Origin of the sequence: Streptomyces vulcanius, from assembly GCF_042653945.1 — a bacterium.
Classification (GTDB): Bacteria; Actinomycetota; Actinomycetes; order Streptomycetales; family Streptomycetaceae; genus Streptomyces; species Streptomyces mangrovi.
In genome coordinates this window covers 327,236-349,348 of record NZ_JBHSFK010000003.1, presented here as the reverse complement: position 1 = coordinate 349,348, position 22,113 = coordinate 327,236, and the positions used below count along the sequence as shown (strand labels likewise).

Annotated in this window: 17 protein-coding genes and 4 pseudogenes; 16 read left to right on the top strand and 5 right to left on the bottom strand. The window is 70.2% G+C overall.

The features are described 5' to 3' along the window. Window positions 1-9: 9 nt before the first annotated feature. Entirely contained in the window at window positions 10-144 is a 135-nt protein-coding gene (locus ACFPIH_RS06340; protein ID WP_381182078.1) for an SPW_0924 family protein, read from the bottom strand. 133 nt (window positions 145-277) lie between these two features. Further along, a complete protein-coding gene (locus ACFPIH_RS06335) occupies window positions 278-2,077 on the bottom strand; it encodes a lytic transglycosylase domain-containing protein (RefSeq protein WP_381182076.1) in 1,800 nt (599 codons plus the stop codon). Window positions 2,078-2,417: 340 nt separating this feature from the next. Between ACFPIH_RS06335 and ACFPIH_RS06330 the strand changes: the two genes are divergently transcribed. The 5 genes and pseudogenes from ACFPIH_RS06330 to ACFPIH_RS06310 form a co-directional block, all read left to right on the top strand. Further along, a complete protein-coding gene (locus ACFPIH_RS06330; RefSeq protein WP_381182074.1) occupies window positions 2,418-3,269 on the top strand; it encodes a DUF4184 family protein in 852 nt (283 codons plus the stop codon). Window positions 3,270-3,611: 342 nt separating this feature from the next. Beyond that, window positions 3,612-3,815: pseudogene (locus tag ACFPIH_RS06325) on the top strand (Tn3 family transposase); the annotation flags it as partial. Window positions 3,816-3,843: 28 nt separating this feature from the next. Beyond that, window positions 3,844-4,129 (top strand): annotated as a pseudogene (locus ACFPIH_RS06320) (Tn3 family transposase); the annotation flags it as partial. A 121-nt stretch (window positions 4,130-4,250) separates the two neighbouring features. Then, window positions 4,251-4,325 (top strand): annotated as a pseudogene (locus tag ACFPIH_RS06315) (hypothetical protein); the annotation flags it as partial. 67 nt (window positions 4,326-4,392) lie between these two features. Then, window positions 4,393-4,464: pseudogene (locus tag ACFPIH_RS06310) on the top strand (hypothetical protein); the annotation flags it as partial. 60 nt (window positions 4,465-4,524) lie between these two features. On the opposite strand, the gene ACFPIH_RS06305 reads toward ACFPIH_RS06310, so the two are convergent. Continuing rightward, window positions 4,525-5,430: an NADP-dependent oxidoreductase gene (locus ACFPIH_RS06305; RefSeq protein ID WP_381182072.1), complete on the bottom strand. Its 906-nt coding sequence runs from the start codon at window positions 5,428-5,430 to the stop codon at window positions 4,525-4,527. 271 nt (window positions 5,431-5,701) lie between these two features. Here ACFPIH_RS06305 and ACFPIH_RS06300 point away from each other — a divergent pair, with 271 nt between their 5' ends. After that, window positions 5,702-6,079 (top strand): winged helix-turn-helix transcriptional regulator, encoded by a 378-nt coding sequence (locus tag ACFPIH_RS06300; protein ID WP_381182070.1) that lies wholly within the window; start codon window positions 5,702-5,704, stop codon window positions 6,077-6,079. Window positions 6,080-6,193: 114 nt separating this feature from the next. Further along, a complete protein-coding gene (locus ACFPIH_RS06295) occupies window positions 6,194-6,676 on the top strand; it encodes a resolvase (RefSeq protein ID WP_381182069.1) in 483 nt (160 codons plus the stop codon). Window positions 6,677-7,156: 480 nt separating this feature from the next. On the opposite strand, the gene ACFPIH_RS06290 is transcribed toward ACFPIH_RS06295, so the two are convergent. Continuing rightward, the gene (locus ACFPIH_RS06290; protein ID WP_381182067.1) at window positions 7,157-7,723 is read right to left on the bottom strand and encodes a TetR family transcriptional regulator; all 567 of its coding nucleotides are present in this window, start codon (window positions 7,721-7,723) and stop codon (window positions 7,157-7,159) included. A gap of 129 nt (window positions 7,724-7,852) precedes the next feature. Between ACFPIH_RS06290 and ACFPIH_RS06285 the strand changes: the two genes are divergently transcribed. Continuing rightward, window positions 7,853-8,782, top strand: coding sequence for an SDR family oxidoreductase (locus ACFPIH_RS06285; protein WP_381182065.1), 930 nt, complete (start codon window positions 7,853-7,855; stop codon window positions 8,780-8,782). A 257-nt stretch (window positions 8,783-9,039) separates the two neighbouring features. Here the strand turns inward: ACFPIH_RS06285 and polA are convergent, their stop codons facing one another. Continuing rightward, a complete protein-coding gene (polA, locus tag ACFPIH_RS06280) occupies window positions 9,040-11,766 on the bottom strand; it encodes a DNA polymerase I (protein ID WP_381182063.1) in 2,727 nt (908 codons plus the stop codon). Between the two features lie 599 nt (window positions 11,767-12,365). On the opposite strand from polA, the gene ACFPIH_RS06275 reads away from it, so the two are divergent. The 8 genes from ACFPIH_RS06275 to ACFPIH_RS06240 all read left to right on the top strand — a co-directional run bounded on the left by ACFPIH_RS06275 (window position 12,366) and on the right by ACFPIH_RS06240 (window position 22,082). Further along, the gene (locus tag ACFPIH_RS06275) at window positions 12,366-14,660 is read left to right on the top strand and encodes an FdhF/YdeP family oxidoreductase (protein ID WP_381175165.1); all 2,295 of its coding nucleotides are present in this window, start codon (window positions 12,366-12,368) and stop codon (window positions 14,658-14,660) included. A 51-nt stretch (window positions 14,661-14,711) separates the two neighbouring features. Then, window positions 14,712-15,176, top strand: coding sequence for a PaaI family thioesterase (locus ACFPIH_RS06270; RefSeq protein WP_381175167.1), 465 nt, complete (start codon window positions 14,712-14,714; stop codon window positions 15,174-15,176). Between the two features lie 260 nt (window positions 15,177-15,436). Continuing rightward, the gene (locus tag ACFPIH_RS06265; RefSeq protein ID WP_381175169.1) at window positions 15,437-16,075 is read left to right on the top strand and encodes a Tat pathway signal sequence domain protein; all 639 of its coding nucleotides are present in this window, start codon (window positions 15,437-15,439) and stop codon (window positions 16,073-16,075) included. A 291-nt stretch (window positions 16,076-16,366) separates the two neighbouring features. Further along, window positions 16,367-17,596: a branched-chain amino acid ABC transporter substrate-binding protein gene (locus tag ACFPIH_RS06260; RefSeq protein WP_381175171.1), complete on the top strand. Its 1,230-nt coding sequence runs from the start codon at window positions 16,367-16,369 to the stop codon at window positions 17,594-17,596. Between the two features lie 109 nt (window positions 17,597-17,705). Next, on the top strand, window positions 17,706-18,638 hold the full coding sequence (locus ACFPIH_RS06255; RefSeq protein ID WP_381175173.1) for a branched-chain amino acid ABC transporter permease: 933 nt from the start codon (window positions 17,706-17,708) through the stop codon (window positions 18,636-18,638). A gap of 5 nt (window positions 18,639-18,643) precedes the next feature. Next, window positions 18,644-20,467, top strand: coding sequence for a branched-chain amino acid ABC transporter permease (locus tag ACFPIH_RS06250; protein ID WP_381175175.1), 1,824 nt, complete (start codon window positions 18,644-18,646; stop codon window positions 20,465-20,467). Between the two features lie 5 nt (window positions 20,468-20,472). Further along, a complete protein-coding gene (locus ACFPIH_RS06245) occupies window positions 20,473-21,369 on the top strand; it encodes an ABC transporter ATP-binding protein (protein WP_381175177.1) in 897 nt (298 codons plus the stop codon). Beyond that, a complete protein-coding gene (locus tag ACFPIH_RS06240) occupies window positions 21,366-22,082 on the top strand; it encodes an ABC transporter ATP-binding protein (protein WP_381175179.1) in 717 nt (238 codons plus the stop codon). The genes ACFPIH_RS06245 and ACFPIH_RS06240 overlap by 4 nt, the downstream gene beginning before the upstream one ends. Window positions 22,083-22,113 lie beyond the last annotated feature (31 nt).

Sequence of the window (22,113 nt, the reverse complement as noted above, 5' to 3'; positions counted from 1 at the left end):
GTGCGGCGGTTACGGGTGTGCGGGCACCGTCGTGAGCAGCGGCTTCGGCGAGGTCTTCCCGGCCGGTGTGCCGATCGCGGAGACGGTGAGGACGAGGGCGAGCGCGACGGCGAGGCCGGTCGCGGCGGCGATCAGGGCGCGCATACGGGCCTCCTGAAGCTGACGGGACGTCAGGTGGCGGCACCGTAGCAACGGGCGGCCGAGATGAGAACACGTCGGACACGACTGCGGCGCCCCTCCCGCAGGAAGGGCGCCGCAGTCGTCGTACGGAGACCGGCTAGGAGCCGGAGGTGGAGGCGGTCGACTCGCTCGCCGAGGCGCTCGTGCTGGCGCTGGCGCTCGGTGAGGCGGACGCGCTCCCGCTCGACGTCTCGGTGGGCGTCGGGTCCGGCGTCGGGATGATCACGGGCGCGGTGACGGTCAGTTCGACCGTCAGGGTGGCGCCGCCCGCGGTGGTGATGCGCAGCAGGAACGTGCCGGCGGTGTCGTCCGCGTACAGCCTGGGCAGCTGGAGCAGGCCGTTTGCGTCCGTCTGGAGGCCGGTCAGGGTGCGGACCGGGTTGCCGGAGGCGTCCTTGAAGTAGGGGCCCTTGTCGTTCGCGGTCGTGTCACCGGCCGACTCGACGAGGGTGGCGGTGGCGGCGACCTTGTCGGCGACGGCGCTCTGGTAGGTGGCCTTCACCGCGACCTGGGTGGCGAACTCGCCTCCCGCGACGACGGTCAGCGCACCGGCGCCGGTGTTGGTGAGGGCGTCGGCGGCACGCTCGGTGACGGTGGCCGTGTAGTCGAAGGCGGTGACCGTACGGCCCACGACCGTGGCACGGACCTTGAACGTGCCGGTCTTCTCGCCCGCCTTGAGCGCGGGGGCCACGGCGACACCCTTGCTGTCGGTCTGGGCCGTGGCGACGCTCTCGCCGCCGGTGAACGTGGCGTCGGTGTCGCCGACGATGGTGAAGCGGACCCGGACCTTGGCGACGGCCTTCCCGGCCTTGGTCTCGGTGCGGGCGCTTATCTTCCCGGTGAACGCGTCACCGGCCATGGCGGTGAGCTTGGCCGTGGCCGCGCCCGCGTTCTCCAGGTGGTCGACCGTGTCGGTCGGGGTGACGGGCGGGGCCGGGGTGGTCGGCGGGTTCGGGAGCGAGGGCGTGGTGGGCTTCGACGGGGTGGTGCTCCCGGAGCCGCTGCTCGCGTTGTCGTCGTCACTGCTGCTGTTGGACGGCAGGGTGCCGGTGCCGTCCGGGATCTCGTGGGTGCCCCTGCGGTAGTACTCCAGCCACGACATGACGGTGTTGTAGTAGTCCGTCGAGTTGTTGTAGCTGAGGATCGCGCTGCGCAGACCCGAGTCGGTCGCCATGTTCCAGTTGAAGCGGCACAGATAGTGGCCGGCGGCGAGCGCGGCGTCGTAGATGTTGTTGGGGTCCTTCTTGCCGTCGTTGTTGCCGTCGCGGCCCGCCCATGCCCAGGTGGAGGGGATGAACTGCATGGGGCCGACGGCGCGGTCGTAGGTGCTGTCGCCGTCGTAGAGGCCGTTGTCGGTGTCGCTGATGTTGGCGAAGCCGTTGCCGTTGAGGACCGGGCCGAGGATCGGGGTGATGGTGGTGCCGTCCGCGGTGACGTTGCCGCCGCGGGCCTGGCCGGACTCCACCTTGCCGATGGCGGCGAGGAGTTCCCAGGGCAGGTTGCAGCCGGGCTTGGAGGCCGCGAGCGAGACTTCCGCCTTCTTGTAGGCGTCCAGGACGGTCGCGGGGATGCCCGCCTCGGAGCTGCCGGTGCCGACGACCGGGCCGGTGGTGGCGGAGCTCTGACTGGGGGCGGGGTTCGGGCTGTTGAGCGGCGGGAGGTCCGTGTAGTACGGCGAGTTGCCGGTGGCGCTGTCCCCCGTGCCCGTGCCGGTGCCCGTACCCGCGTCGGCGACGGGGTCGGTGGACGGGGCGTCGGCGGTGGTCGTCCGCCTGCCCGCGTCGTCGGCCGTGACGTCCGGTGCCTGGGAGGCGGCCAGCGCCGCCACCGCCAGTGCGGCCACGGTGGTGTTGACCGCCCCCTTGCGCAGCCTGCTGCCGAAATGCGCCGACGACATGAAGTGAACCCCTCCCGTGGACGATCGAGCGCCCTTGCCCTTGTCTGCTGCCCCTGCGTGCGCCACGTCGGCGGCTGGTGACGTCGTGGCTCGTGACGCCGCCTGTGGCTGGTGTGACGATCGACGTGCCCCGACGGTTGCGTCCGGCGGCACAGCAACCCAAGCGACCCTACGACAACTTCTTTTGCACCGGCACCCGTTCGAGCGCCGTTTTCACCGGTTGGCCGGGTTCCGTTCGCCTCTCGACCACGCTCCGCTCGCCGGGGAACCGGGTCCCGCATACTGGCGTCCTCGATCATCGGGCCGCATATGCCCGCCCACCTGCGCCCGAGGAGCCGCGTTGCCGTTCACCCTCAGCCACGCGGCGGCCGTACTGCCCGCGGTACGCGGCGACGGCACCGGCCGCGGACGACTGGTTCCGGCCGTCCTCGTGGCGGGCTCCTTCGCCCCCGACATGACCTACTACGCGGCGAGCGTGCTGGACGGAGCCATGGAGTTCGGCGACGTCACCCACTCCTTCCCGGGCGTGTTCACCGTCGACGTGCTCACCGCGTGGGCGCTGGTGGGGCTCTGGCTGCTGCTGCGCGAACCGCTGGTCGCGCTGCTGCCGCGGTCCCGGCAGGCCCGGACGGCCGCCCTGACCCGCTGCGGAACGCCACGCGCGCGTGTACGTGCGGCCACGGTGGCGCGGTGGTACGTCTCGGCGGCACTCGGCGCGCTGACGCACGTCGTGTGGGACGCGTTCACCCACCACGACCGCTGGGGCACCCGGCTCTTCCCGGCCCTCGGCGAGACCGTCGCGGGCTCCCCGCTGTACTGGTATGTGCAGTACGGCAGTTCCGCGGTCGCCGCGGTCGTGATCGCCGCGTTCGTGACACACGCCGTGCGCCGGGCACCGGACACCGAGCCGGTCGGGGTGCCCCTGCTGTCGCGGCGGGACCGGTGGGCGGCCGGGATGGTGATCGGCGCCTGCGCACTGGTCGGCGCGGTACGGCGGGCGACCCGCTGGTGGGACTACTGGGGGCCGCGGGACGCCAGACTCTGGGAGCTGATCCCCACCCTGTGTTTCGGCGCGGGCGCGGGCCTGGTGCTCGGCCTGCTCCTGTACGCCGTCGGCGTGCGCGTACGGCGTCCCGCCGCCCCGGACGCCCCCGCCGTCACCGCCGGGCAGAGCCGTCAGGGCGTTCGCTGAGCGGACGTACGGGCACGACGAAGACGTCGATACGGCGGGTTGGGCGGGGTCGGCGCAGCCGGCCCACCGGCGCCAGGTGCCGGCCCGGGGGACTAGCTCCGTACTTCGCGGGTCACCCGTTAGGAGCGCCTCAATTCAAGATGGGGCACGACCCAGTGTCGTTGGTGGTGACGTTGGCTTTCGTCTGGGGCGGGGTGGGCTTTGACCTCGATTGAGAGGACCGCGTATCCGCGGTTCAAGCGGCTGATCACCGCGCATGAGCTGCATCTGTTCTTCGCGCCGAGCCGCGACGAGGTCGAGTGGGCCGCGGCGAAGGCTCTGGAGCAGGAGATCAAGGCCCGGATGCCGGAGCGCTCGCTGATCGGGATCATCTCCCGCACGGCGTACTGGGTGGAGTGGTGGCGCCGCTTCGGGCCCGCGTCCGGCAACGAGCCGAAACTGAAGGACCCCTTCGGCCGGTACGTGATCACCATCTTCGTGAAGGGCACCAACATGGGCCCCTACGAGGCCGCCCGGCACATCCCGGGCGTGAGCGGGCACGAACTGTCGCTGGCCACGAACCCGTCACTTCTCCATCCCGCCCCTGAACGAGGCGATCGCCGACCTGGTCAACGCGCACGCCCGCCCGGACATCTCACAGGCGTGGGGCGACGGTTCCACGGCCGCCGCGGACGGCACCCACATGGACACGCGGGGTATGGGAGGCCGTCGACATCATCGAGGGCCTGCTCAAGAACACCTCCGAGGTGAAGCCGACCACCGTGCACGCGGACACACAGGGCCAGAGCTTCCCTGTCTTCACGCTGGCCCATCTGCTGGGCTTCGACCTCATGCCCAGAATCCGGAACTGGAAGGACCTGACCTTCTACCGGCCGTCGAAGAGCGCCGAGTACGTACACATCGACGCCTTGTCCGGGGAGCCGGGCCGCAACGTCATCGCAGCTGCTGCGCTACCTCTCCGATGCCCCGCTGCGCCGGCGGGTGACCGCCGCGACGGACAAGGCCGAGGCATTCAACGGTTTCTCCCAGTGGATCGGCTTTGGCCAAGGCGGCGTCATCACCGACAACGACCCAGTCGAACAGGAGAAGACCGCGAAGTTCAACGCGCTGCTCACGAAACGCGGTGATCTTCCACAACGCCCTCGACATCGCCGAGATCGTCCGCCAGGTCCAGGAGGAGGGCCACGTCGTCGACCCCGACGACCTGGCCCGCATCTCGCCGTACCTGACCGAGCACATCCGCCGCTTCGGCGAGTCAGATGCAGATCACGATCTTTCCGCGTGTGCGTCCGCGCTCGGCGTGCGCGTGGGCGTCGGCGATCCGCTCCAGGGGGTAGGTCTGTTCGATACGGGGTGTGTAGCGGCCTTGCCGGCCCAGTTCCGCGGCCGCGGACAGGAGGGTGGAGTCGTTCTCCGCGTTGACCACATGCGTGCCCAGGCGCTGCCCGCCTGCGTGGTCGGCGACCGTCGCGACGCGTGTCGGGTCGCCCGTGATCGCGACGAGGTCGTCCAGGGATCCGGAGGCCGCGGTGTCGAGCGCGATGTCGACGCCGTGCGGAGCGAGAGCGGAGAGGCGCCGCGCGAGGCCGGGGCCGTAGGTGGTGGGAACGGCGCCGAGAGAGGTGAGGAACTCGTGGTTGCGTTCGCTGGCTGTCCCGATCACGGTGGCACCTTGTGCCACAGCTATCTCGACTGCCGCGCCGCCCACGCCTCCGGCGGCGCCCTCGACGAGAAGGGTGCGCCCCGCCAGGGAGCCGAGCGCGTGCAGGCCACGCATCGCGGTCACGGACGCGAGGCCGGCGCCCGCGGCCTGCTCATCGTTCCACGTGTCGGGGGCGTGGGCCCAGGCTGAGAGGATGACCAGCTCTGCGGTTGCGCCGGTGACACCGCCCAGCCCGAAGACGCGGTCGCCGATGCTCACCCCCTGCACTCCGTCACCGATTTCGTCGACCACGCCGGCGGCGTCGCGCCCGGGGATGGCGGGTAGCTCCAGGGGAATCAGCTGGTGCAGGGTGCCGGCGCGCAGCTTCCAGTCGATGGGATTGACGCTGGCCGCCGCGACGCGGACACGGATCTCACCAAGTCCGGGGTGGGGGTCGGAGGCCTGCTCGATCACCAGGCTCTCCGCTCCGCCGTATTCATGGAAGCGGGCTGCACGCATAATGTCCTGCCTTACCTTTATAGGTCGAAATAACGGTGTTCATTCGATGCCCGTTACTGCAAATCTGACGTTGACTTGAGGTGCGGCAAGCCGACTTCCTCCCGGCCAGAGGAGGACGGGTGCGAATCGGTGAGGCTGTCGAGCAGCCACCCGCCCCGACAACCACGATCCTGCCCATCGTCGGAATACCTCCCGTTGAGTCGATGCTCCAGAAGATATCCAGAGGGTCGGTCACCAACTGGATACCAAGACCTGAGACGGGAGACCCTCAATGACGCAACGGCCACCGCTGCCACCCGACTTGTTCGACGAGCTGTGCCCGTCCGCGCTGCTGCCTTTCCGCTTCGGTGACAAATGGGCATCCATGGTCCTCCGCTGCCTGGACGACGGCCCGCGCAGATACTCCGAACTCCGCGTACCACTGAGTCGCGTCACCCCGAAGGCGCTCACCCAGTCGCTCCGCGGCTTGGAGCGGAACGGGTTCGTGTCACGCACCGTGCACGCCGACCCGAAACTGCGGGTGGAGTACGCGCTGACACCGCTGGGCCGCAGCACGCTGGAGCCGCTGGCCGCCGCGTGCCAATGGGCTGCCGAGCACTGGGACGAGCTACTCGACGCCCGCGAGGGCGGCATCTCCTCCATCGGCTGACTCGAACCTGCGTTGACGCGTGCCGCACCGGACGAGCCGCACCTCTGTGTCGACTCGGGGAATCGCCAACAGCGGTGTCCGCGGCACCGGGAGCTGCTGTCCACCGTGAAGTTCATGGGGCAGACCCTCGCCGCCGCCGGGGACCTCCAGCGTGACCTCCAGCGCGAACTGACTTACGACGGGCTGAGGGCGGCCGAGGCCAAGGGCAACAAGGGCGGCCGCCGCCCGGCCGTAGTGGCGAGGAAGGTGGACGCCGTGCGCACCGCGTATCTGGAAGGCCGCTCCATCGCCGCCCTCGCCCGCGACCACGACGTCAGCCGCGGCGCCATCCGAACCGCCGTCGCCGACCTCCTGCCCGAGTACACGGCCGCTGCTCCGGACGCCCCGGCCCCGGAGCTGGCGGTCGCCCTCGACATGCCTGGCAAGGTCGCCGACTTCCTCCGCGCGGCCGACCTGAAGCCCGCCGAGCGTGCCACGCTCGACCAGGGCGTCACCGTACGGCGCGGCCAGGGCTATACCCTGCGCCCAGGAACCTCGGCGGTCCCGGCACAGCGCAAGGCCCGCCGCGAGTACGAGAACCGCGTCAGCACCCCGTAGCGGGCCATCCGGGCTCGTCGGATCGCAGGGCGCACCGTGCCCAGTGGCGACTCATTGTTACCGGTTGATCTTCACGAATGGGTGGCCTGCGGAAGAGGGGCTGCTCCTCGATCGCCGCGTAGGGCACCGCCGGATACGGAGGATCGTCGACGGCTCGGGCCTGAGTCTTCAAGTCCGAGATGTGCACCAGCGCCCCGCCGGGCTGGAGCATGTCCCGGATGGTTTGCCGCCACCAGGTCACGATTCATCCAGAAGCCTCCCGTGCTGGTAATAGGCGGCAGTATCCGAGAACAACGCGTCGTCTCACTCCCAGCCGGCCGCCATGCCCGCCCACCACCTTCGCAGAGATCCGCAACCGCCCGGCTGCCGATGATTCCACGGAGTGACGAACGACTGCATACGTCAACCGAATGCGGGGGACACAGTCAACCAGGCCAGTTGGGAAGCGGCTTCATAGAGGTGACAGTCCATGGCACTGGCTCAACCCTCTGCGATGGTCGCCGCCAGCTCCTCCATCGACTCCCTGACGACTTGCGTCAGCGGCCCCTCCGCGGAGTTCGCGATCCAGCGGGCGAACGCGACCCGGAATGCGGCCATGCCCGCCTCCGCGACCAGGCGCGCGAGCCACGCGTCGAGTCCGCGCCCTCGCAGCGCCGCGGCGATGTCCCGGGCGAGCGCGGCGAGCTTGACCAACTCGCGTTCCTGCAGTTCGAGATGCACATCGATGACGGCCTGACGCATCTTCACGTCCTCGGGCCGCTCCTGGATCATCTCTGCCGCCGTCTCGAGCCCCAGGGAGACCACCGCGAAGGGGGTCAGTGACGCCGGCGCCTCGGCGACCGCGCGCACGACCACCTCCCGCAGCGGGGCCATGCCGGCGAACAGCACGTCGCGTTTGTCGGCGTAGTGGCGGAAGAAGGTCCGCTTCGTCAGGCCGGCCCGTTCGGCGATCTCCGCGACCGTGGTGCGGTCGAAGCCGCGCTCCACGTACAGCTCCATCGCCGCCCGCCCCAGGCGGCCGCGCGCGTTCGGCTCCCATCGACCCATGCCCCCATCCTAGTGATGACACCTGGTGTCGTCACTTGCTAGGGTGATGACACCAAGTGTCATTGATGCGTTCCGCCCCCGCACCCGCGCGGCGGCACCGGGACGGTCAGCTCTTTGGAGGTTTCTCTCATGCGCGTATTCGTCACCGGCGCTTCCGGCCACCTGGGCTCCGCGGTCATCCCGGAGCTGCTCGCCGCCAGCCACCACGTCACCGGCCTGGCCCGCTCCGATTCCTCCGCCGCGGCGGTCGCCGCGCTCGGGGCCGAGGTCCGCCGCGGCGACCTGGACGACCTCGACGGCCTGCGCGAGGCCGCCGCTTCCGCGGACGGCGTCATCCATCTCGCGTTCAAGCACGAGGCGATGCGCTCCGGTGCCTTCCTCGACGCTGTGGACGCCGACCGGCGCGCCGTCGAGGCGATGGGCGACGCGCTGGCCGGCTCCGGCACCGGCAAACCGCTCGTCATCGCCTCGGGCACGCTGATGCTCGCGCTCGGCGGCATCAGCGGACGGGCAGGCACCGAGGCCGACTTCCTACCGGCCGGGCCGCGGATCGACACCGAGAACGCGGTGATCGCGATGGCCGAGCGCGGCGTGCGCTCCTCGGCCGTGCGGCTGCCTCCGCTGGTGCACAGCGACCTCGACCATCACGGCTTCACCCCCGCGCTGATCGGCTTCGCCCGCGCCAAGGGCTACTCCGGCTACCCCGGCGACGGCGCCAACCGCTGGCCGGCCGGCCACACCCTCGGCGCCGCCCGCCTGTTCCGCCTCGCGCTGGAGAAGGCCCCCGCAGGTTCCCGCCTGCACGCCGTCGGCGACGAGGGCATCCCGCTGCGCGAGATCGCCGAGGCCATCGCCCGCAACCTCGACGTCCCCGCCAAGTCCGTCCCCGCCGAGGAAGTGCCCGACTACTTCCAGTTCCTCGCCGCCTTCATAGGCCTCGACAACCTCACCTCCAGCGCCCGCACCCGTGAGCTCCTCGGCTGGGAGCCGGCCCACCCCGGCCTCATCGCCGACATCGACGCAGGCCACTACTTCGCCCCCAAGGCCCTTCACGGGTAATCCATTGAGGTCTCTGGCCAGCGGGGATGTGTTGGTTCCCCGAGTAGGCCGAGGAGGCGGAGCTGGATGCCTCGGCTGATGACGATGGTGGGCGGGTCGGTGGCGTTGCCGACCCGCAGTCGCAGGTCGGACAGGTGGTAGAGGATCATCCGGCCGGTGGGCCGTACGGCCTGGTTGCCCGGATACAGGTCGCGGCGGAGGAGGGGTGCGGGGAGGCCCCCGGTGCCGTGCGGGGGCCTCCGTTCCGCCGCCGGAGGCTAGTGCGCTGCCGACTCCCAGTCCGGGCCGACGCCCACCGAGACGTCGAGCGGGGCCCTGAGGTGGACCGCGTCGGCCATCTCGCGGCGGACCAGCTCCTCCACGGCCGCGCGCTCGCCGGGGGCGATCTCCAGGACGATTTCGTCGTGGACCTGGAGCAGCATGCGGGAGGTGAGGTCCGCCGCCCGCAGCGCGTCGCCCACCTTGAGCATGGCGATCTTGACGATGTCCGCCGCGGTGCCCTGGATGGGCGCGTTGAGGGCCATCCGCTCGGCCGCCTCGCGCCGCTGGCGGTTGTCGCTGTTGAGGTCGGGGAGGTAGCGGCGGCGGCCGAACAGGGTCGCCGTGTAGCCCGTGGCCCGCGCCTCGTCGACAGCCCGGCGCAGATAGTCGCGGACTCCGCCGAAGCGCTCGAAGTAGGTGTCCATCAGGCCCCGGGCCTCACCCGCGTCGATGTTCAGCTGCTGGGAGAGACCGAACGCCGACAGGCCGTACGCCAGGCCGTAGGACATCGCCTTGATCTTGCGCCGCATCTCCGCGTCCACGTGGTCCGCGTCGACCGTGAAGACCTGGGAGGCGACCGTGGTGTGCAGGTCCTCGCCGGAGGTGAACGCCTCGATCAGGCCCTCGTCCTCGGAGAGGTGGGCCATGACGCGCAGTTCGATCTGGCTGTAGTCGGCGGTCATCAGGGACTCGAAGCCCTCGCCGACGACGAAGCCGCGGCGGATCGCCCGGCCCTCGTCCGTACGGACCGGGATGTTCTGCAGGTTCGGGTCCGTGGACGACAGCCGGCCGGTGGCGGCGACCGTCTGGTTGAACGAGGTGTGGATACGGCCGTCGGGGGCGATCGTCTTGATCAGGCCCTCCACGGTGACGCGCAGCTTCGCCTGCTCGCGGTGGCGCAGCATGATGACCGGCAGTTCGTTGTCCGTCTGGCCGACCAGCCAGGCCAGGGCGTCCGCGTCGGTGGTGTAACCGGTCTTCGTCTTCTTGGTCTTCGGCAGGCCCAGTTCACCGAAGAGGATCTCCTGGAGCTGCTTGGGCGAGCCCAGGTTGAACTCGTGCCCGGCAGCCGCGTGCGCCTCCTTCACGGCCTGCTGGACGGCGCCCGCGAACATCTGCTCCATCGCCTCGAGGTGGGCGCGGTCGGCGGCGATGCCGTGCCGCTCCATGCGGGCCAGCAGGGCCGAGGTGGGCAGCTCCATGTCGCGCAGCAGGTCCGCCGCGCCGACCTCCTCCAGCCGGTCGCGGAACGCCTCACCCAGGTCGAGGATGGTGCGGGCCTGCACCATCAGGGCCTCGGCCTCGGCGCCCTCGTCCGCGCCGAAGGCGAGCTGGCCGTCGGCGGTGGCCGCGGGGGCCAGCTCGCGGCTCAGGTACTCCAGGGACAGGGCGTCCAGGTCGAAGGAGCGGCGGCCCGGCTTGACCAGATAGGCGGCGAGCGCGGTGTCCATGGAGACACCGGCGACGCTCCAGCCGTGCTCGGTGAAGACCCGCATCGCGCCCTTGGCGTTGTGCAGGACCTTGGGCCGGTCCTCGGCGGCCAGCCAGTCGCCCCACGCGCGCTCGTCGGCCTCGTCCAGCTGCGAGGGGTCGAACCAGGCGGCCGGCCCCCCGGCGGCGGCCAGCGCCACCTCGGCGACGGAGCCGGAGCCCAGCGCCCAGGTGTCCACCGTGGCGACGCCCAGCGTCTGCGTGCCGTGCTCCCCGAGCCAGCCGGACAGCTCACCGGTGCCCAGCACCGCGCCGTCCAGCTCCACGCCCGCGGTGTCGATGGGGGCCGCCTCGGCCTCCACGCCGCCCGGGTCCACGGCCAGCAGCCGCTCGCGCAGCGAGGGGTTCCTGATCTCCAGGGTGTCCAGGACCATCGCGACGGCCGTGCGGTCGTAGGGCGCCCGCTCCAGGTCGGTGACCGACTTCGGCAGCTCCACGCGCCGCTCCAGCTCGGTGAGCCGGCGATTGAGCTTCACCGTCTCCAGGTGGTCGCGCAGGTTCTGACCGACCTTGCCCTTGACCTCCTCGACCCGCTCGACCAACTCCGCGAACGAACCGAACTGGTTGATCCACTTCGCGGCCGTCTTCTCACCGACGCCGGGGATGCCCGGGAGGTTGTCGGACGGGTCGCCGCGCAGCGCCGCGAAGTCGGGGTACTGGGCAGGGGTCAACCCGTACTTCTCGACGACCTTCTCCGGAGTGAACCGGGTCAGCTCCGAGACGCCCTTCGTCGGATACAGCACGGTCGTGTGCTCGGTGACCAGCTGGAACGAATCCCGGTCGCCGGTGACGATCAGCACGTCGAAGCCCTCGGCCTCGGCCTCGGTGGCGAGCGTGGCGATGACGTCGTCGGCCTCGAAGCCGTCCACCGCGAAGCGCTGCGCGTGCATCGCGTCCAGCAGCTCGCCGATCAGCTCGACCTGGCCCTTGAACTCGTCCGGGGTCTTCGAGCGGTTCGCCTTGTACTCGGTGAACTCCTCGGAGCGCCAGGTCTTGCGGGAGACGTCGAAGGCGACCGCGAAGTGCGTGGGCGCCTCGTCACGCAGGGTGTTGGCCAGCATCGACGCGAAGCCGTAGATCGCGTTCGTCGGCTGGCCCGTCGCGGTGGTGAAGTTCTCCGCGGGCAGCGCGAAGAACGCGCGGTAGGCCAGCGAGTGCCCGTCCATGAGCATCAGGCGGGGCCGGCTGCCGCCGGGGGAGGTCTCGGTCTTCTTCGCTGCTGTCTCTGCCACGCCCCCGATCCTGCCACGCCCCACTGACACTCCGACCCCAGCGCCCGGCAACCGAGCCCCCGGCTGCGCCCCGCCCACGGCCACCGACCCCAGGGCGGCAGCCCAACAGCGTCAGCCCACGGTGACCGGACATGGCGACCGGCCCACGCCGGCAGCCCGACGGCGCTCAGCCCCACGGCAGCGGCCCGACGACGCTCAGCCCCACGCCGGCAGCCCGACGCCACTCGGACCCACGGCGATCGGACCGGTGGCGCTCGGGCCGGCGGCGCTCGGGCCGGCGGCGCTCGGGCCGGCGGCGGGCGCGGCCCTCCCGGAATCGGCGGGCCTCGTCGGCCACGGGCTCCGCTCCCCCGCTCCCCCGCTCCCCGCACGCACTGCGCCCGGCGCCCGCACCCGTGTCCGCCGCCCAGGCCCCCGCACCCGGCCCACACCCCCGCCCGTGCCCCTTCGCCCGCCCGGGAGGGCAGCGGTGTGCATCCTCAGTGCGTGTGGTCCGTGGCAGGTGGGCCGTGATTGTTGTCGGTGTCGCGTGCGAGGATCGGACGGGAGTCGAGGGTGTATCGCGGTCTCGGCAGGTCGACGGTGAAGGAGAGCGTGCGATGGCGAGCAAGCCGCCCAAGGCGGACCCGGTGCAGGACGCGCCGCGAGTCGGCGAGCCGAAGCATGTCGCGGCAGGGCTGCCGGCCGTCGGTCACTCCCTGCGCATGGCTCAGCAGCAGATGGGCGTGAAGCGCACCGCCCTGACCCTGCTGCGCGTCAACCAGAAGAACGGCTTCGACTGCCCGGGCTGCGCCTGGCCGGAGCCGGACCACCGGCACGCCGCGGAGTTCTGCGAGAACGGCGCGAAGGCGGTGGCGGAGGAAGCCACGCTGCGCCGGGTCACCCCGGAGTTCTTCGCCGCCCACCCCGTCGCCGACCTGGCCGGCCGCAGCGGCTACTGGCTGGGCCAGCAGGGGCGGCTCACCCACCCCATGTACCTCCCCGAGGGCGGCACGCACTACGAACCGGTCGACTGGCAGCGCGCCTTCGACATCATCGCCGAGGAGACCGCCGCGCTCGCCTCCCCCGACGAGGCCGTCTTCTACACCTCGGGCCGCACCAGCAACGAGGCCGCGTTCCTCTACCAGCTCTTCGCGCGCCAGCTCGGCACGAACAACCTGCCGGACTGCTCCAACATGTGCCACGAGTCCTCCGGCTCGGCCCTGTCGGAGACCATCGGCATCGGCAAGGGCAGCGTCCTCCTGGAGGACATGTACCAGGCCGACCTGATCATCGTCGCCGGACAGAACCCGGGCACCAACCACCCGCGCATGCTCTCCGCCCTGGAGAAGGCCAAGGCCGCCGGGGCGAAGATCATCAGCGTCAACCCGCTGCCCGAGGCCGGCCTGGAGAAGTTCAAGAACCCGCAGACGGCCAAGGGGCTCACCGCGGGCGCCGCCCTCACCGACCTGTTCCTGCAGATCCGCCTCGGCGGCGACCAGGCCCTCTTCCGGCTCCTCAACAAGCTGATCCTCGAAGCGCCCGACGCCGTCGACCAGGCCTTCGTCGACGAACACACCCACGGCTTCGAGGAGTTCGCCGCGGCGGCCCGCGCCGCCGACTGGGAGGAGACGCTCACCGCGACCGGCCTCACGCGCGCGGAGATCGAGCAGACCCTGCGCATGGTGCTCGCCTCCGAGCGCACCATCGTCTGCTGGGCCATGGGCCTCACCCAGCACAAGCACTCGGTGCCCACCATCCGCGAGGTCGTCAACTTCCTTCTCCTGCGCGGCAACATCGGCCGCCCGGGCGCGGGCGTGTGCCCGGTCCGCGGCCACTCCAACGTGCAGGGCGACCGCACCATGGGCATCTTCGAACGGCCCGCCCCGGCCTTCCTGGACGCCCTGGAGAAGGAGTTCGGCTTCGCGCCGCCGCGCGAGCACGGCCTCGACGTCGTACGCGCCATCCGCGCCCTGCGCGACGGCGAGGCGAAGCTGTTCTTCGCCATGGGCGGCAACTTCGTGTCGGCCACCCCGGACACGGACGTCACCGAGGCCGCCATGCGACGCGCCCGGCTGACCGTGCACGTCTCGACGAAGCTCAACCGCTCGCACGTCGTCACAGGCGCCCGTGCGCTGATCCTGCCCACCCTGGGGCGCACCGAGCGCGATCTCCAGGTCAGCCCGAACGGGAAAAACACGGAGCAGTTCGTGACCGTCGAGGACTCCATGGGCATGGTGCACGCCTCACGCGGCCGGCTGGCGCCCGCGAGCGCCCACCTGCTGTCCGAGCCGGCCATCGTCTGCCGGCTGGCCCGCCGGGTGCTGGGCGAGGACAGCACGGTGCCCTGGGAGGAGTTCGAGAAGGACTACGCGACGATCCGCGACCGGATCGCACGCGTGATCCCCGGCTTCGAGGACTTCAACGCGCGCGTGGCCAAGCCGGGCGGCTTCACCCTCCCGCACGCCCCGCGCGACGAGCGCCGCTTCCCGACGGCCACCGGCAAGGCCAACTTCACCGCCGCGCCGGTCGAGTACCCCCGGCTGCCCGAGGGCCGTCTGCTGCTCCAGACGATTCGCTCGCACGACCAGTACAACACCACGATCTACGGCCTCGACGACCGCTACCGGGGCATCACCAACGGCCGCCGGGTCGTCCTGGTCAACGCCGAGGACGCGCGCGAGCTGAAGATCGCGGACGGCTCGTACGTGGACCTGGTGAGCGAGTGGCGGGACAACGTGGAGCGGCGGGCGCCCGGCTTCCGGGTCGTCGTCTACCCGACCGCGCGGGGCTGCGCAGCCGCGTACTACCCGGAGACCAACGTCCTGGTGCCGCTGGACGCCACCGCCGACACGAGCAACACCCCGGCCAGCAAGTCCGTCGTGGTCCGTCTGGAACAATCGTCGACCGACTGAGCGTTTGCTCAGTCGTCGCTTGAGTCGGACCGACGAACGGAAGCAGGGCCCATGGGCGAGCAGCAGCATGTGAAGTTCCCGCAAGAGGTCATCGACGAGTACGCCGCACTCGGCGTCGACCTCCCGGCCCTGTTCTCCGCCGGACACCTCGGCGCCCGGATGGGCGTCCAGATCGTCGAGGCCTCGGCGGACCGGGTCGTCGGCACCATGCCGGTGGAGGGCAACACCCAGCCCTACGGCCTGCTGCACGGCGGCGCCTCCGCGGTGCTCGCCGAGACCCTCGGCTCGGTCGGCTCCATGCTGCACGCCGGCAGCTCGAAGCTGGCCGTCGGCGTCGACCTGAACTGCACACACCACCGCGGCGCCCGCTCCGGCCTGGTGACCGGTGTGGCCACACCCGTGCACCGGGGGCGGTCGACGGCGACGTACGAGATCGTGATCAGCGACGAGCAGGGGCGGCGGGTGTGCACCGCCCGGCTGACCTGTCTGCTCCGGGACGCCAACGCGGCCGGCTGACCACGCAGCGAGGGAGCGGAACACGGGATGCCCGTTGCCCCCGCCGCCCCGGCGCCCTAGCGTCGGGGCATGACAGCGGGAGGGCCCCCAGGGGCACACGCGGCGGTGGCACGGCTGCTCGGACCGGCGTTGCCCGTGGGCACCTTGGGCGCACCGGGCACACCGACAACCGCCTCCGGTCAACTCCCGCGAGGGCCGCGCCGGCCGGTACCGCCCGGGCGGCCCCGGCGAAGGCCCCTGGCAGTGAAGGGCCGTCGACGGTGAGCGGCGTCGGCCCGGTCGAGCCCGGCGAGGGCACCAGCGCGTGGGACACCGCCGCCCCCGAGATCACCCCGGCGCCGAACCCGTCCCTGCCCCCGGCACACGGCCGCCGGCTCACGCGTCTCTACCGCGCCCACCGACGCGCCACACTCGCCGCCCTCACCGCCGTGCTCGTCCTCGCGGGCGGCACCTACCTCTACGCGACCCGACCCCAGCCCCGCCAACCTGACACCCCCGAACCGCCGTTCCCCGCCCAGGCCGTCGACGTCGCCTATCTCGGCGGACACACCGTGCCGCCCGGCACCGGGCCACGGACGTTCGCCTTCGAGGTGCTGTTCGGCGTGGAGACCGGCCCCCCGGTCACGGTGACCCGGGTGAGCCAGCCCTACGCGGGGCTCTCGCTGACCGCGGACCCGCGCCCTCCGTTCCGGACCAGGGCGGGATCGGCCCACACGATCGTCGTCACCATGCAGGTGACGGATTGCGGGAAAGTGCCGGAGAATGCCGGGCTCCCTTTCCTGGACGTAACTCTACGTAATGCACGCGCAATACAGGTGCAGAGTTTCATCCTCGGTTCACGCTATGCGCACGACCTCTCCCAGGCCCTGCAGGTCGCCTGTAGCAACGATTTCACGTAATCACCAAAACGCCCGAGACGCCTGAACCGACCACGCTTCGTCCTGCGCGTTCTCAGCATGCGGACAGGGCGAATCGGCCTGAATTCGACCGTTCCACCCACCAAGTACCGCTCTGCATAACCTCGTGTCATAACAAGAGCGTCACATCATCGGCCAGACCCTCCTCCCCGTAACCTCCACGCGCCTAGAGTCACGCCCAGTGACCGCGCGGCTGAATTGGACAACTCCTCGGCCCAGCGCAGTACTCGGCCCCTTCCAGGGGGGAGGGCCGCCCACGGAAAGGACTGGAACGTGCGTCAACGTTCGCTCATCGCCATCACCGCCGCGCTGTCCGCCGGAGCGCTCACTCTCACCGCCTGCGGTTCGCGCGACAGTGACGACAAGGGCTCCGACAGCGGCGGCACCACCGTCACCATCGGCGTGGACGCCCCGCTCACCGGCGACCTGTCCGCACTGGGCCTCGGCATCAAGAACTCCGTCGACCTCGCCGCCAAAACGGCGAACAAGGAGAAGTACGTCGACGGCATCACCTTCAAGGTCGTCTCCAAGGACGACCAGGCGCAGCCCTCCTCCGGCCAGCAGAACGCCGTCTCCCTGGTCGCCGACAAGAGCGTCCTCGGCGTGGTCGGCCCGCTGAACTCCTCCGTCGCCGAGTCGATGCAGAAGGTCTTCGACGACGCCGGCCTGGTCGAGGTCTCCCCGGCCAACACCAACCCGGCGCTCACCCAGGGCACCGACTGGCAGACCTCCAAGAAGCGCACGTACAAGTCGTACTTCCGCACCGCGACCACGGACGCCATCCAGGGCCCCTTCGCCGCGCAGTACGTCTACAACGACGCCAAGAAGAAGAAGGTCTTCGTCATCGACGACAAGAAGACCTACGGCGCCGGCCTCGCGGGCACCTTCACCGAGGAGTACAAGAAGCTCGGCGGCACCGTCGTCGGCACCCAGCACATCAACCCGGACTCCAAGGACTTCTCCGCCGTCGCCACCGAGGTGAAGAACTCCGGCGCCGAAGCCGTCTACTACGGCGGCGAGTACCCGCAGGCCGGCCCGCTCAGCAAGCAGATCAAGGCCGCCGGCGCCAAGATCCCGCTCATCGGCGGCGACGGCATCTACGCCGAGGACTTCATCAAGCTCGCCGGCACCGACGCCACCGGCGACCTCGCCACCTCCGTCGGCGCCCCGGTCGAGACCCTCGACTCCGCCAAGGAGTTCGTCGCCAACTACAAGGCCGGCGGCTACAAGGAGGCCTACGGCGCGTACGGCGGCTACTCCTACGACTCCGCCTGGGCCATCATCGAGGCCGTCAAGAAGGTCGTCGAGGACAACGACGGCAAGCTCCCCGACGACGCCCGCGCGAAGATCACCGCCGCCACCCAGAACGTCTCCTTCGACGGTGTGACCGGCAAGGTCTCCTTCGACGAGTACGGCGACGCCACCAACAAGCAGCTCACCGTCTACGCCGTCAAGGACGGTGCCTGGGCAGCCGTCAAGTCCGGCACCTACTCGGCCAGCTGACCCTCCCGCACCACTCTCTGAGCCGCGCGGGGCGCTGTTCCACTGGCGCCCCGCGCGGACTCACATCCGGCCCCCGTCGAAACATCCGAACCGTCTCGGAGGACATGCGGTGAACGAACTGCCGCAGCAGCTGGTCAACGGCCTGCTACTGGGATCCATGTACGGCCTGGTCGCCATCGGTTACACAATGGTCTATGGCATCGTCCAGCTCATCAACTTCGCCCACGGCGAGATCTTCATGACCGGAGCGTTCGGCGCTCTCACGGTCTACGTGTACATACTGCCCGACGGCACCTCCATGGCCATCGCCCTGCCACTCATGCTGGTCGGCGCCGTCCTGGTCTCCGTCACCATCGCCGTGGGAGCGGAACGGTTCGCCTACCGTCCCCTCCGAACCGCACCACGCCTCGCCCCGCTCATCACCGCCATCGGACTCTCCCTCGCCCTCCAGCAGGCCGTCTGGGCCTGGTACCCCGAGGCCAAGTCCGCGCGCGTCTTCCCCCAGATCGACGGCGGCCCCTTCACACTCGGCGACGTCACCATCCAGACCGGTGACGTCTTCCTGCTCATCGCCGCCCCCATCAGCATGGCCGTCCTCGGCTACTTCGTCATGAAGACCCGCACCGGACGCGGCATGCAGGCCACCGCCCAGGACCCCGACACCGCCAAGCTCATGGGCGTCAACACCGACCGCATCATCGTGATCGCCTTCGCCCTCGGCGCCACCTTCGCCGCCGTCGGAGCCGTCGCCTACGGCCTCAAATACGGCCAGATCAGCTTCACCATGGGCTTCCTCCTCGGCCTCAAGGCCTTCACCGCAGCCGTCCTCGGCGGAATCGGCAACATCTACGGCGCCATGATCGGCGGCGTCGTCCTCGGCGTCGCCGAAACCCTCGCCACCGCCTACATCGCCGACATCCCCGGAATGGACAAGTTCGGCAGCAACGCCTGGGCCGACGTCTGGGCCTTCGTACTCCTCATCCTCGTGCTGCTGTTCCGGCCCCAGGGCCTGCTCGGCGAGCGCGTCGCGGACAGGGCGTGACACCGATGACGACACAGACCAGCGCACCCGAGACCCCTGGCAAGACCCCCACCACCCAGGCCGGCCTCATCGCCATCCCGCCACACCTCGGCCGCGCCCTCGCCACCGGCGGCGCCGTCCTCACCATCATCTCCACCTTCCTCGCCTGGACCTGGACCTCCGCCTTCCCCGGCGACCTCACCGTCTACGGCTACCCCGGCGGCCTCCAGGTCCTCGTCCTCATCGGCGGCGCCCTCACCACCCTCTTCTGCCTCGCCTCCTACGGCATCAAGGGCCTCGGCTGGCTCACCCCCGCCGGCCCCGACGGCGCCATCAAGTTCGCCGCCCTCGCCACCTTCGCCACCAGCTGGTACACGGTCATCGCGATCAGCGCCGACCTCGGCGGCGTCGTCAACCTCGAACCCGGCGCCTACGTCGTCGCGATCGGCAGCCTCGCCGCCTTCCTCGGCGCACTCTCCCTGCCCTTCGAACACCCCGCGCCCGACCCGATCGACCCCGACGACACCTCGTGGGAGCACACCAGGCACAAGGCAGCCCACAAGTGGGAAACCACCAAGGCCGCCTTCACCTCCAGCACGCCCCGCCCCGTCGGCCAGCTCCCCGCCTACGCCGAAATCCTCATCATCGTCGCCGTCCTCGCCCTCGGCCTCACCGTCTTCACCTACGGCATCGGCACCGAGTACGACGAACTCTTCGTCGGCTTCCTGATCACCGCCGGCTTCGGCTTCGCCGCCCTCAACAAGGCCGGCCTCGTCGCACAAGCCAGCCAGATCACCGCCCGACACCAGAACATCACCATCTGCGGCGCCTTCGTCGCCGCAGCCGCCTTCCCCTTCACCCAGACCGACGACCAGTACGCGACCCTCGGCGTCTACATCCTCATCTTCGCCACCGTCGCCCTCGGCCTGAACATCGTCGTCGGCCTCGCCGGCCTCCTCGACCTCGGCTACGTCGCCTTCCTCGGCGTCGGCGCCTACGCCGCCGCCATGGTCTCCGGCTCCCCCAGCTCACCCTTCGACGTGCACTTCCCCTTCTGGGCCGCCGCACTCGTCGGCGCCGCCGCCTCGCTCGTCTTCGGCGTCCTCATCGGCGCCCCCACCCTGCGACTGCGCGGCGACTACCTCGCCATCGTCACCCTCGGCTTCGGAGAGATCTTCCGAATCACCGCCAACAACCTCGACGGCACCTCAGGCCCCGACATCACCAACGGCTCCAACGGCATCTCCTCCATCCCGAACCTCGACATCCTCGGGTTCGACTTCGGAGTCGTCCACAACATCCTCGGCGTCGACATCGGCCGCTTCGCCAACTACTTCTTCCTGATGCTGATCATCACCGCCGTCGTCGTACTCGTCTTCCGACGCAGCGGCGACTCCCGCATCGGCCGCGCCTGGGTCGCCATCCGCGAAGACGAGACCGCCGCCCTCGCCATGGGCATCAACGGCTTCCGCGTCAAACTCATCGCCTTCGCCGTCGGCGCCTCACTCGCCGGCCTCGCCGGCACCGTGCAGTCCCACGTCACCTACACGGTCACCCCCGAGCAGTACCTCTTCGCCGGCCCCATCCCGCCCAACTCCGCCTTCCTCCTCGCCGCGGTCGTCCTCGGCGGCATGGGCACCATCGGCGGCCCCCTCATCGGCGCCTCACTGCTCTTCCTCATCCCCAACAAACTCCAGTTCCTGGGCGACTACCAGCTGTTCGCCTTCGGCGTCGCGCTCATCCTGCTGATGCGCTTCCGCCCCGAAGGCATGATCCCCAACCGCCGCCGCCAGCTCGAGTTCCACGAAGAGGCGGAAGCGCCCACCGTCCTCACCAAGGCAGGGGCCTGACCACCATGACCACCGACACCACCACCAAGGTCGCCCCCGCCGGAGAGCGCGTCCTCGACGCAACAGGCGTCACCATGCGCTTCGGTGGCCTCACCGCCGTCCGCAACGTCGACCTCCACGTCAACAGCGGCGAGATCGTCGGCCTCATCGGCCCCAACGGCGCCGGCAAGACCACCTTCTTCAACTGCCTCACCGGCCTCTACATCCCCACCGAGGGAGAGGTCCGCTACAAAGGCAACGTCCTGCCGCCCAAATCCTTCAAGGTCACCGCCGCCGGCATCGCCCGCACCTTCCAGAACATCCGGCTCTTCGCCAACATGACCGTCCTGGAAAACGTCCTCGTCGGCCGCCACACCCGCACCAAAGAAGGCTTCTGGTCCGCCGTCCTGCGCCTCCCCGCCTTCCACAAGGCAGAGGCCGCCTCCCGCGAACGCGCCATGGAACTCCTCGAGTTCGTCGGACTCGACAGCAAGGCCGACCACCTCGCGCGCAACCTCCCCTACGGTGAGCAGCGCAAGCTCGAGATCGCCCGAGCCCTGGCCAGCGAACCCGGCCTGCTCCTCCTGGACGAGCCGACCGCCGGCATGAACCCCCAGGAGACCCGCACCACCGAGGAACTCGTCTTCGCCATCCGCGACCAGGGCATCGCCGTCCTCGTCATCGAGCACGACATGCGCTTCATCTTCAACCTCTGCGACCGCGTCGCCGTCCTCGTCCAGGGCGAGAAGCTCGTCGAAGGCGACAGCGCCACCGTCCAGGGCGACGAACGCGTCGTCGCCGCCTACCTCGGCGAACCCTTCGAGGGTGCCCCCGGTTCCGCGGAGGCCGCCGAAGTCGAGGCCGCGGAGGCGAACGCCGGGGCCCCGACCGACGCCGCGCCCGGCAAGGAGAACGACCGATGACCGCACTGCTCGAAGTCGAGGACCTCCGGGTCGCCTACGGCAAGATCGAGGCCGTCAAAGGCATCTCCTTCAAGGTCGAGGCCGGCGAAGTCGTCACCCTCATCGGCACCAACGGCGCCGGCAAGACGACGACTCTGCGTACCCTCTCGGGCCTGTTGAAGCCCGTCGGCGGGCAGATCAAGTTCAACGGCAAGTCGCTCAAGAAGACCGCCGCCCACGACATCGTCTCCCTCGGACTCGCCCACTCCCCCGAGGGGCGGCACATCTTCCCCCGCATGACCATCGAGGACAACCTCCGCCTCGGCGCCTTCCTCCGCAGCGACAAAGCGGGCATCGAGAAGGACATCCAGCGCGCCTACGACCTCTTCCCCATCCTGGGCGAACGCCGAAAGCAGGCTGCGGGCACCCTCTCCGGCGGCGAGCAGCAGATGCTGGCGATGGGCCGCGCCCTCATGTCCCAGCCCAAGCTCCTCATGCTGGACGAGCCCTCCATGGGCCTCTCCCCCATCATGATGCAGAAGATCATGGCGACCATCGCCGAACTCAAGTCCCAGGGCATCACCATCCTGCTCATCGAGCAGAACGCCCAGGCCGCCCTGTCTCTCGCGGACCACGGCCACGTCATGGAAATCGGCAAGATCGTCCTCTCCGGCAGCGGACAGGACCTCCTCCACGACGAGTCCGTCCGCAAGGCCTACCTCGGCGAGGACTAAGCAGCATCAGCTACGACGAGGCCCGCGCCCC

Excerpts from the sequence above, each read along its gene's own strand:
- ACFPIH_RS06340 (WP_381182078.1), bottom strand. The coding sequence starts at position 144 with ATGCGCGCCCTGATCGCCGCCGCGACCGGCCTCGCCGTCGCGCTCGCC.
- ACFPIH_RS06335 (WP_381182076.1), bottom strand. The coding sequence starts at position 2,077 with ATGTCGTCGGCGCATTTCGGCAGCAGGCTGCGCAAGGGGGCGGTCAAC.
- ACFPIH_RS06305 (WP_381182072.1), bottom strand. The coding sequence starts at position 5,430 with ATGCGTGCAGCCCGCTTCCATGAATACGGCGGAGCGGAGAGCCTGGTG.
- ACFPIH_RS06300 (WP_381182070.1), top strand. The coding sequence starts at position 5,702 with ATGACGCAACGGCCACCGCTGCCACCCGACTTGTTCGACGAGCTGTGC.
- ACFPIH_RS06295 (WP_381182069.1), top strand. The coding sequence starts at position 6,194 with ATGGGGCAGACCCTCGCCGCCGCCGGGGACCTCCAGCGTGACCTCCAG.
- ACFPIH_RS06290 (WP_381182067.1), bottom strand. The coding sequence starts at position 7,723 with ATGGGTCGATGGGAGCCGAACGCGCGCGGCCGCCTGGGGCGGGCGGCG.
- ACFPIH_RS06285 (WP_381182065.1), top strand. The coding sequence starts at position 7,853 with ATGCGCGTATTCGTCACCGGCGCTTCCGGCCACCTGGGCTCCGCGGTC.
- ACFPIH_RS06275 (WP_381175165.1), top strand. The coding sequence starts at position 12,366 with ATGGCGAGCAAGCCGCCCAAGGCGGACCCGGTGCAGGACGCGCCGCGA.
- ACFPIH_RS06270 (WP_381175167.1), top strand. The coding sequence starts at position 14,712 with ATGGGCGAGCAGCAGCATGTGAAGTTCCCGCAAGAGGTCATCGACGAG.
- ACFPIH_RS06250 (WP_381175175.1), top strand. The coding sequence starts at position 18,644 with ATGACGACACAGACCAGCGCACCCGAGACCCCTGGCAAGACCCCCACC.
- ACFPIH_RS06245 (WP_381175177.1), top strand. The coding sequence starts at position 20,473 with ATGACCACCGACACCACCACCAAGGTCGCCCCCGCCGGAGAGCGCGTC.
- ACFPIH_RS06240 (WP_381175179.1), top strand. The coding sequence starts at position 21,366 with ATGACCGCACTGCTCGAAGTCGAGGACCTCCGGGTCGCCTACGGCAAG.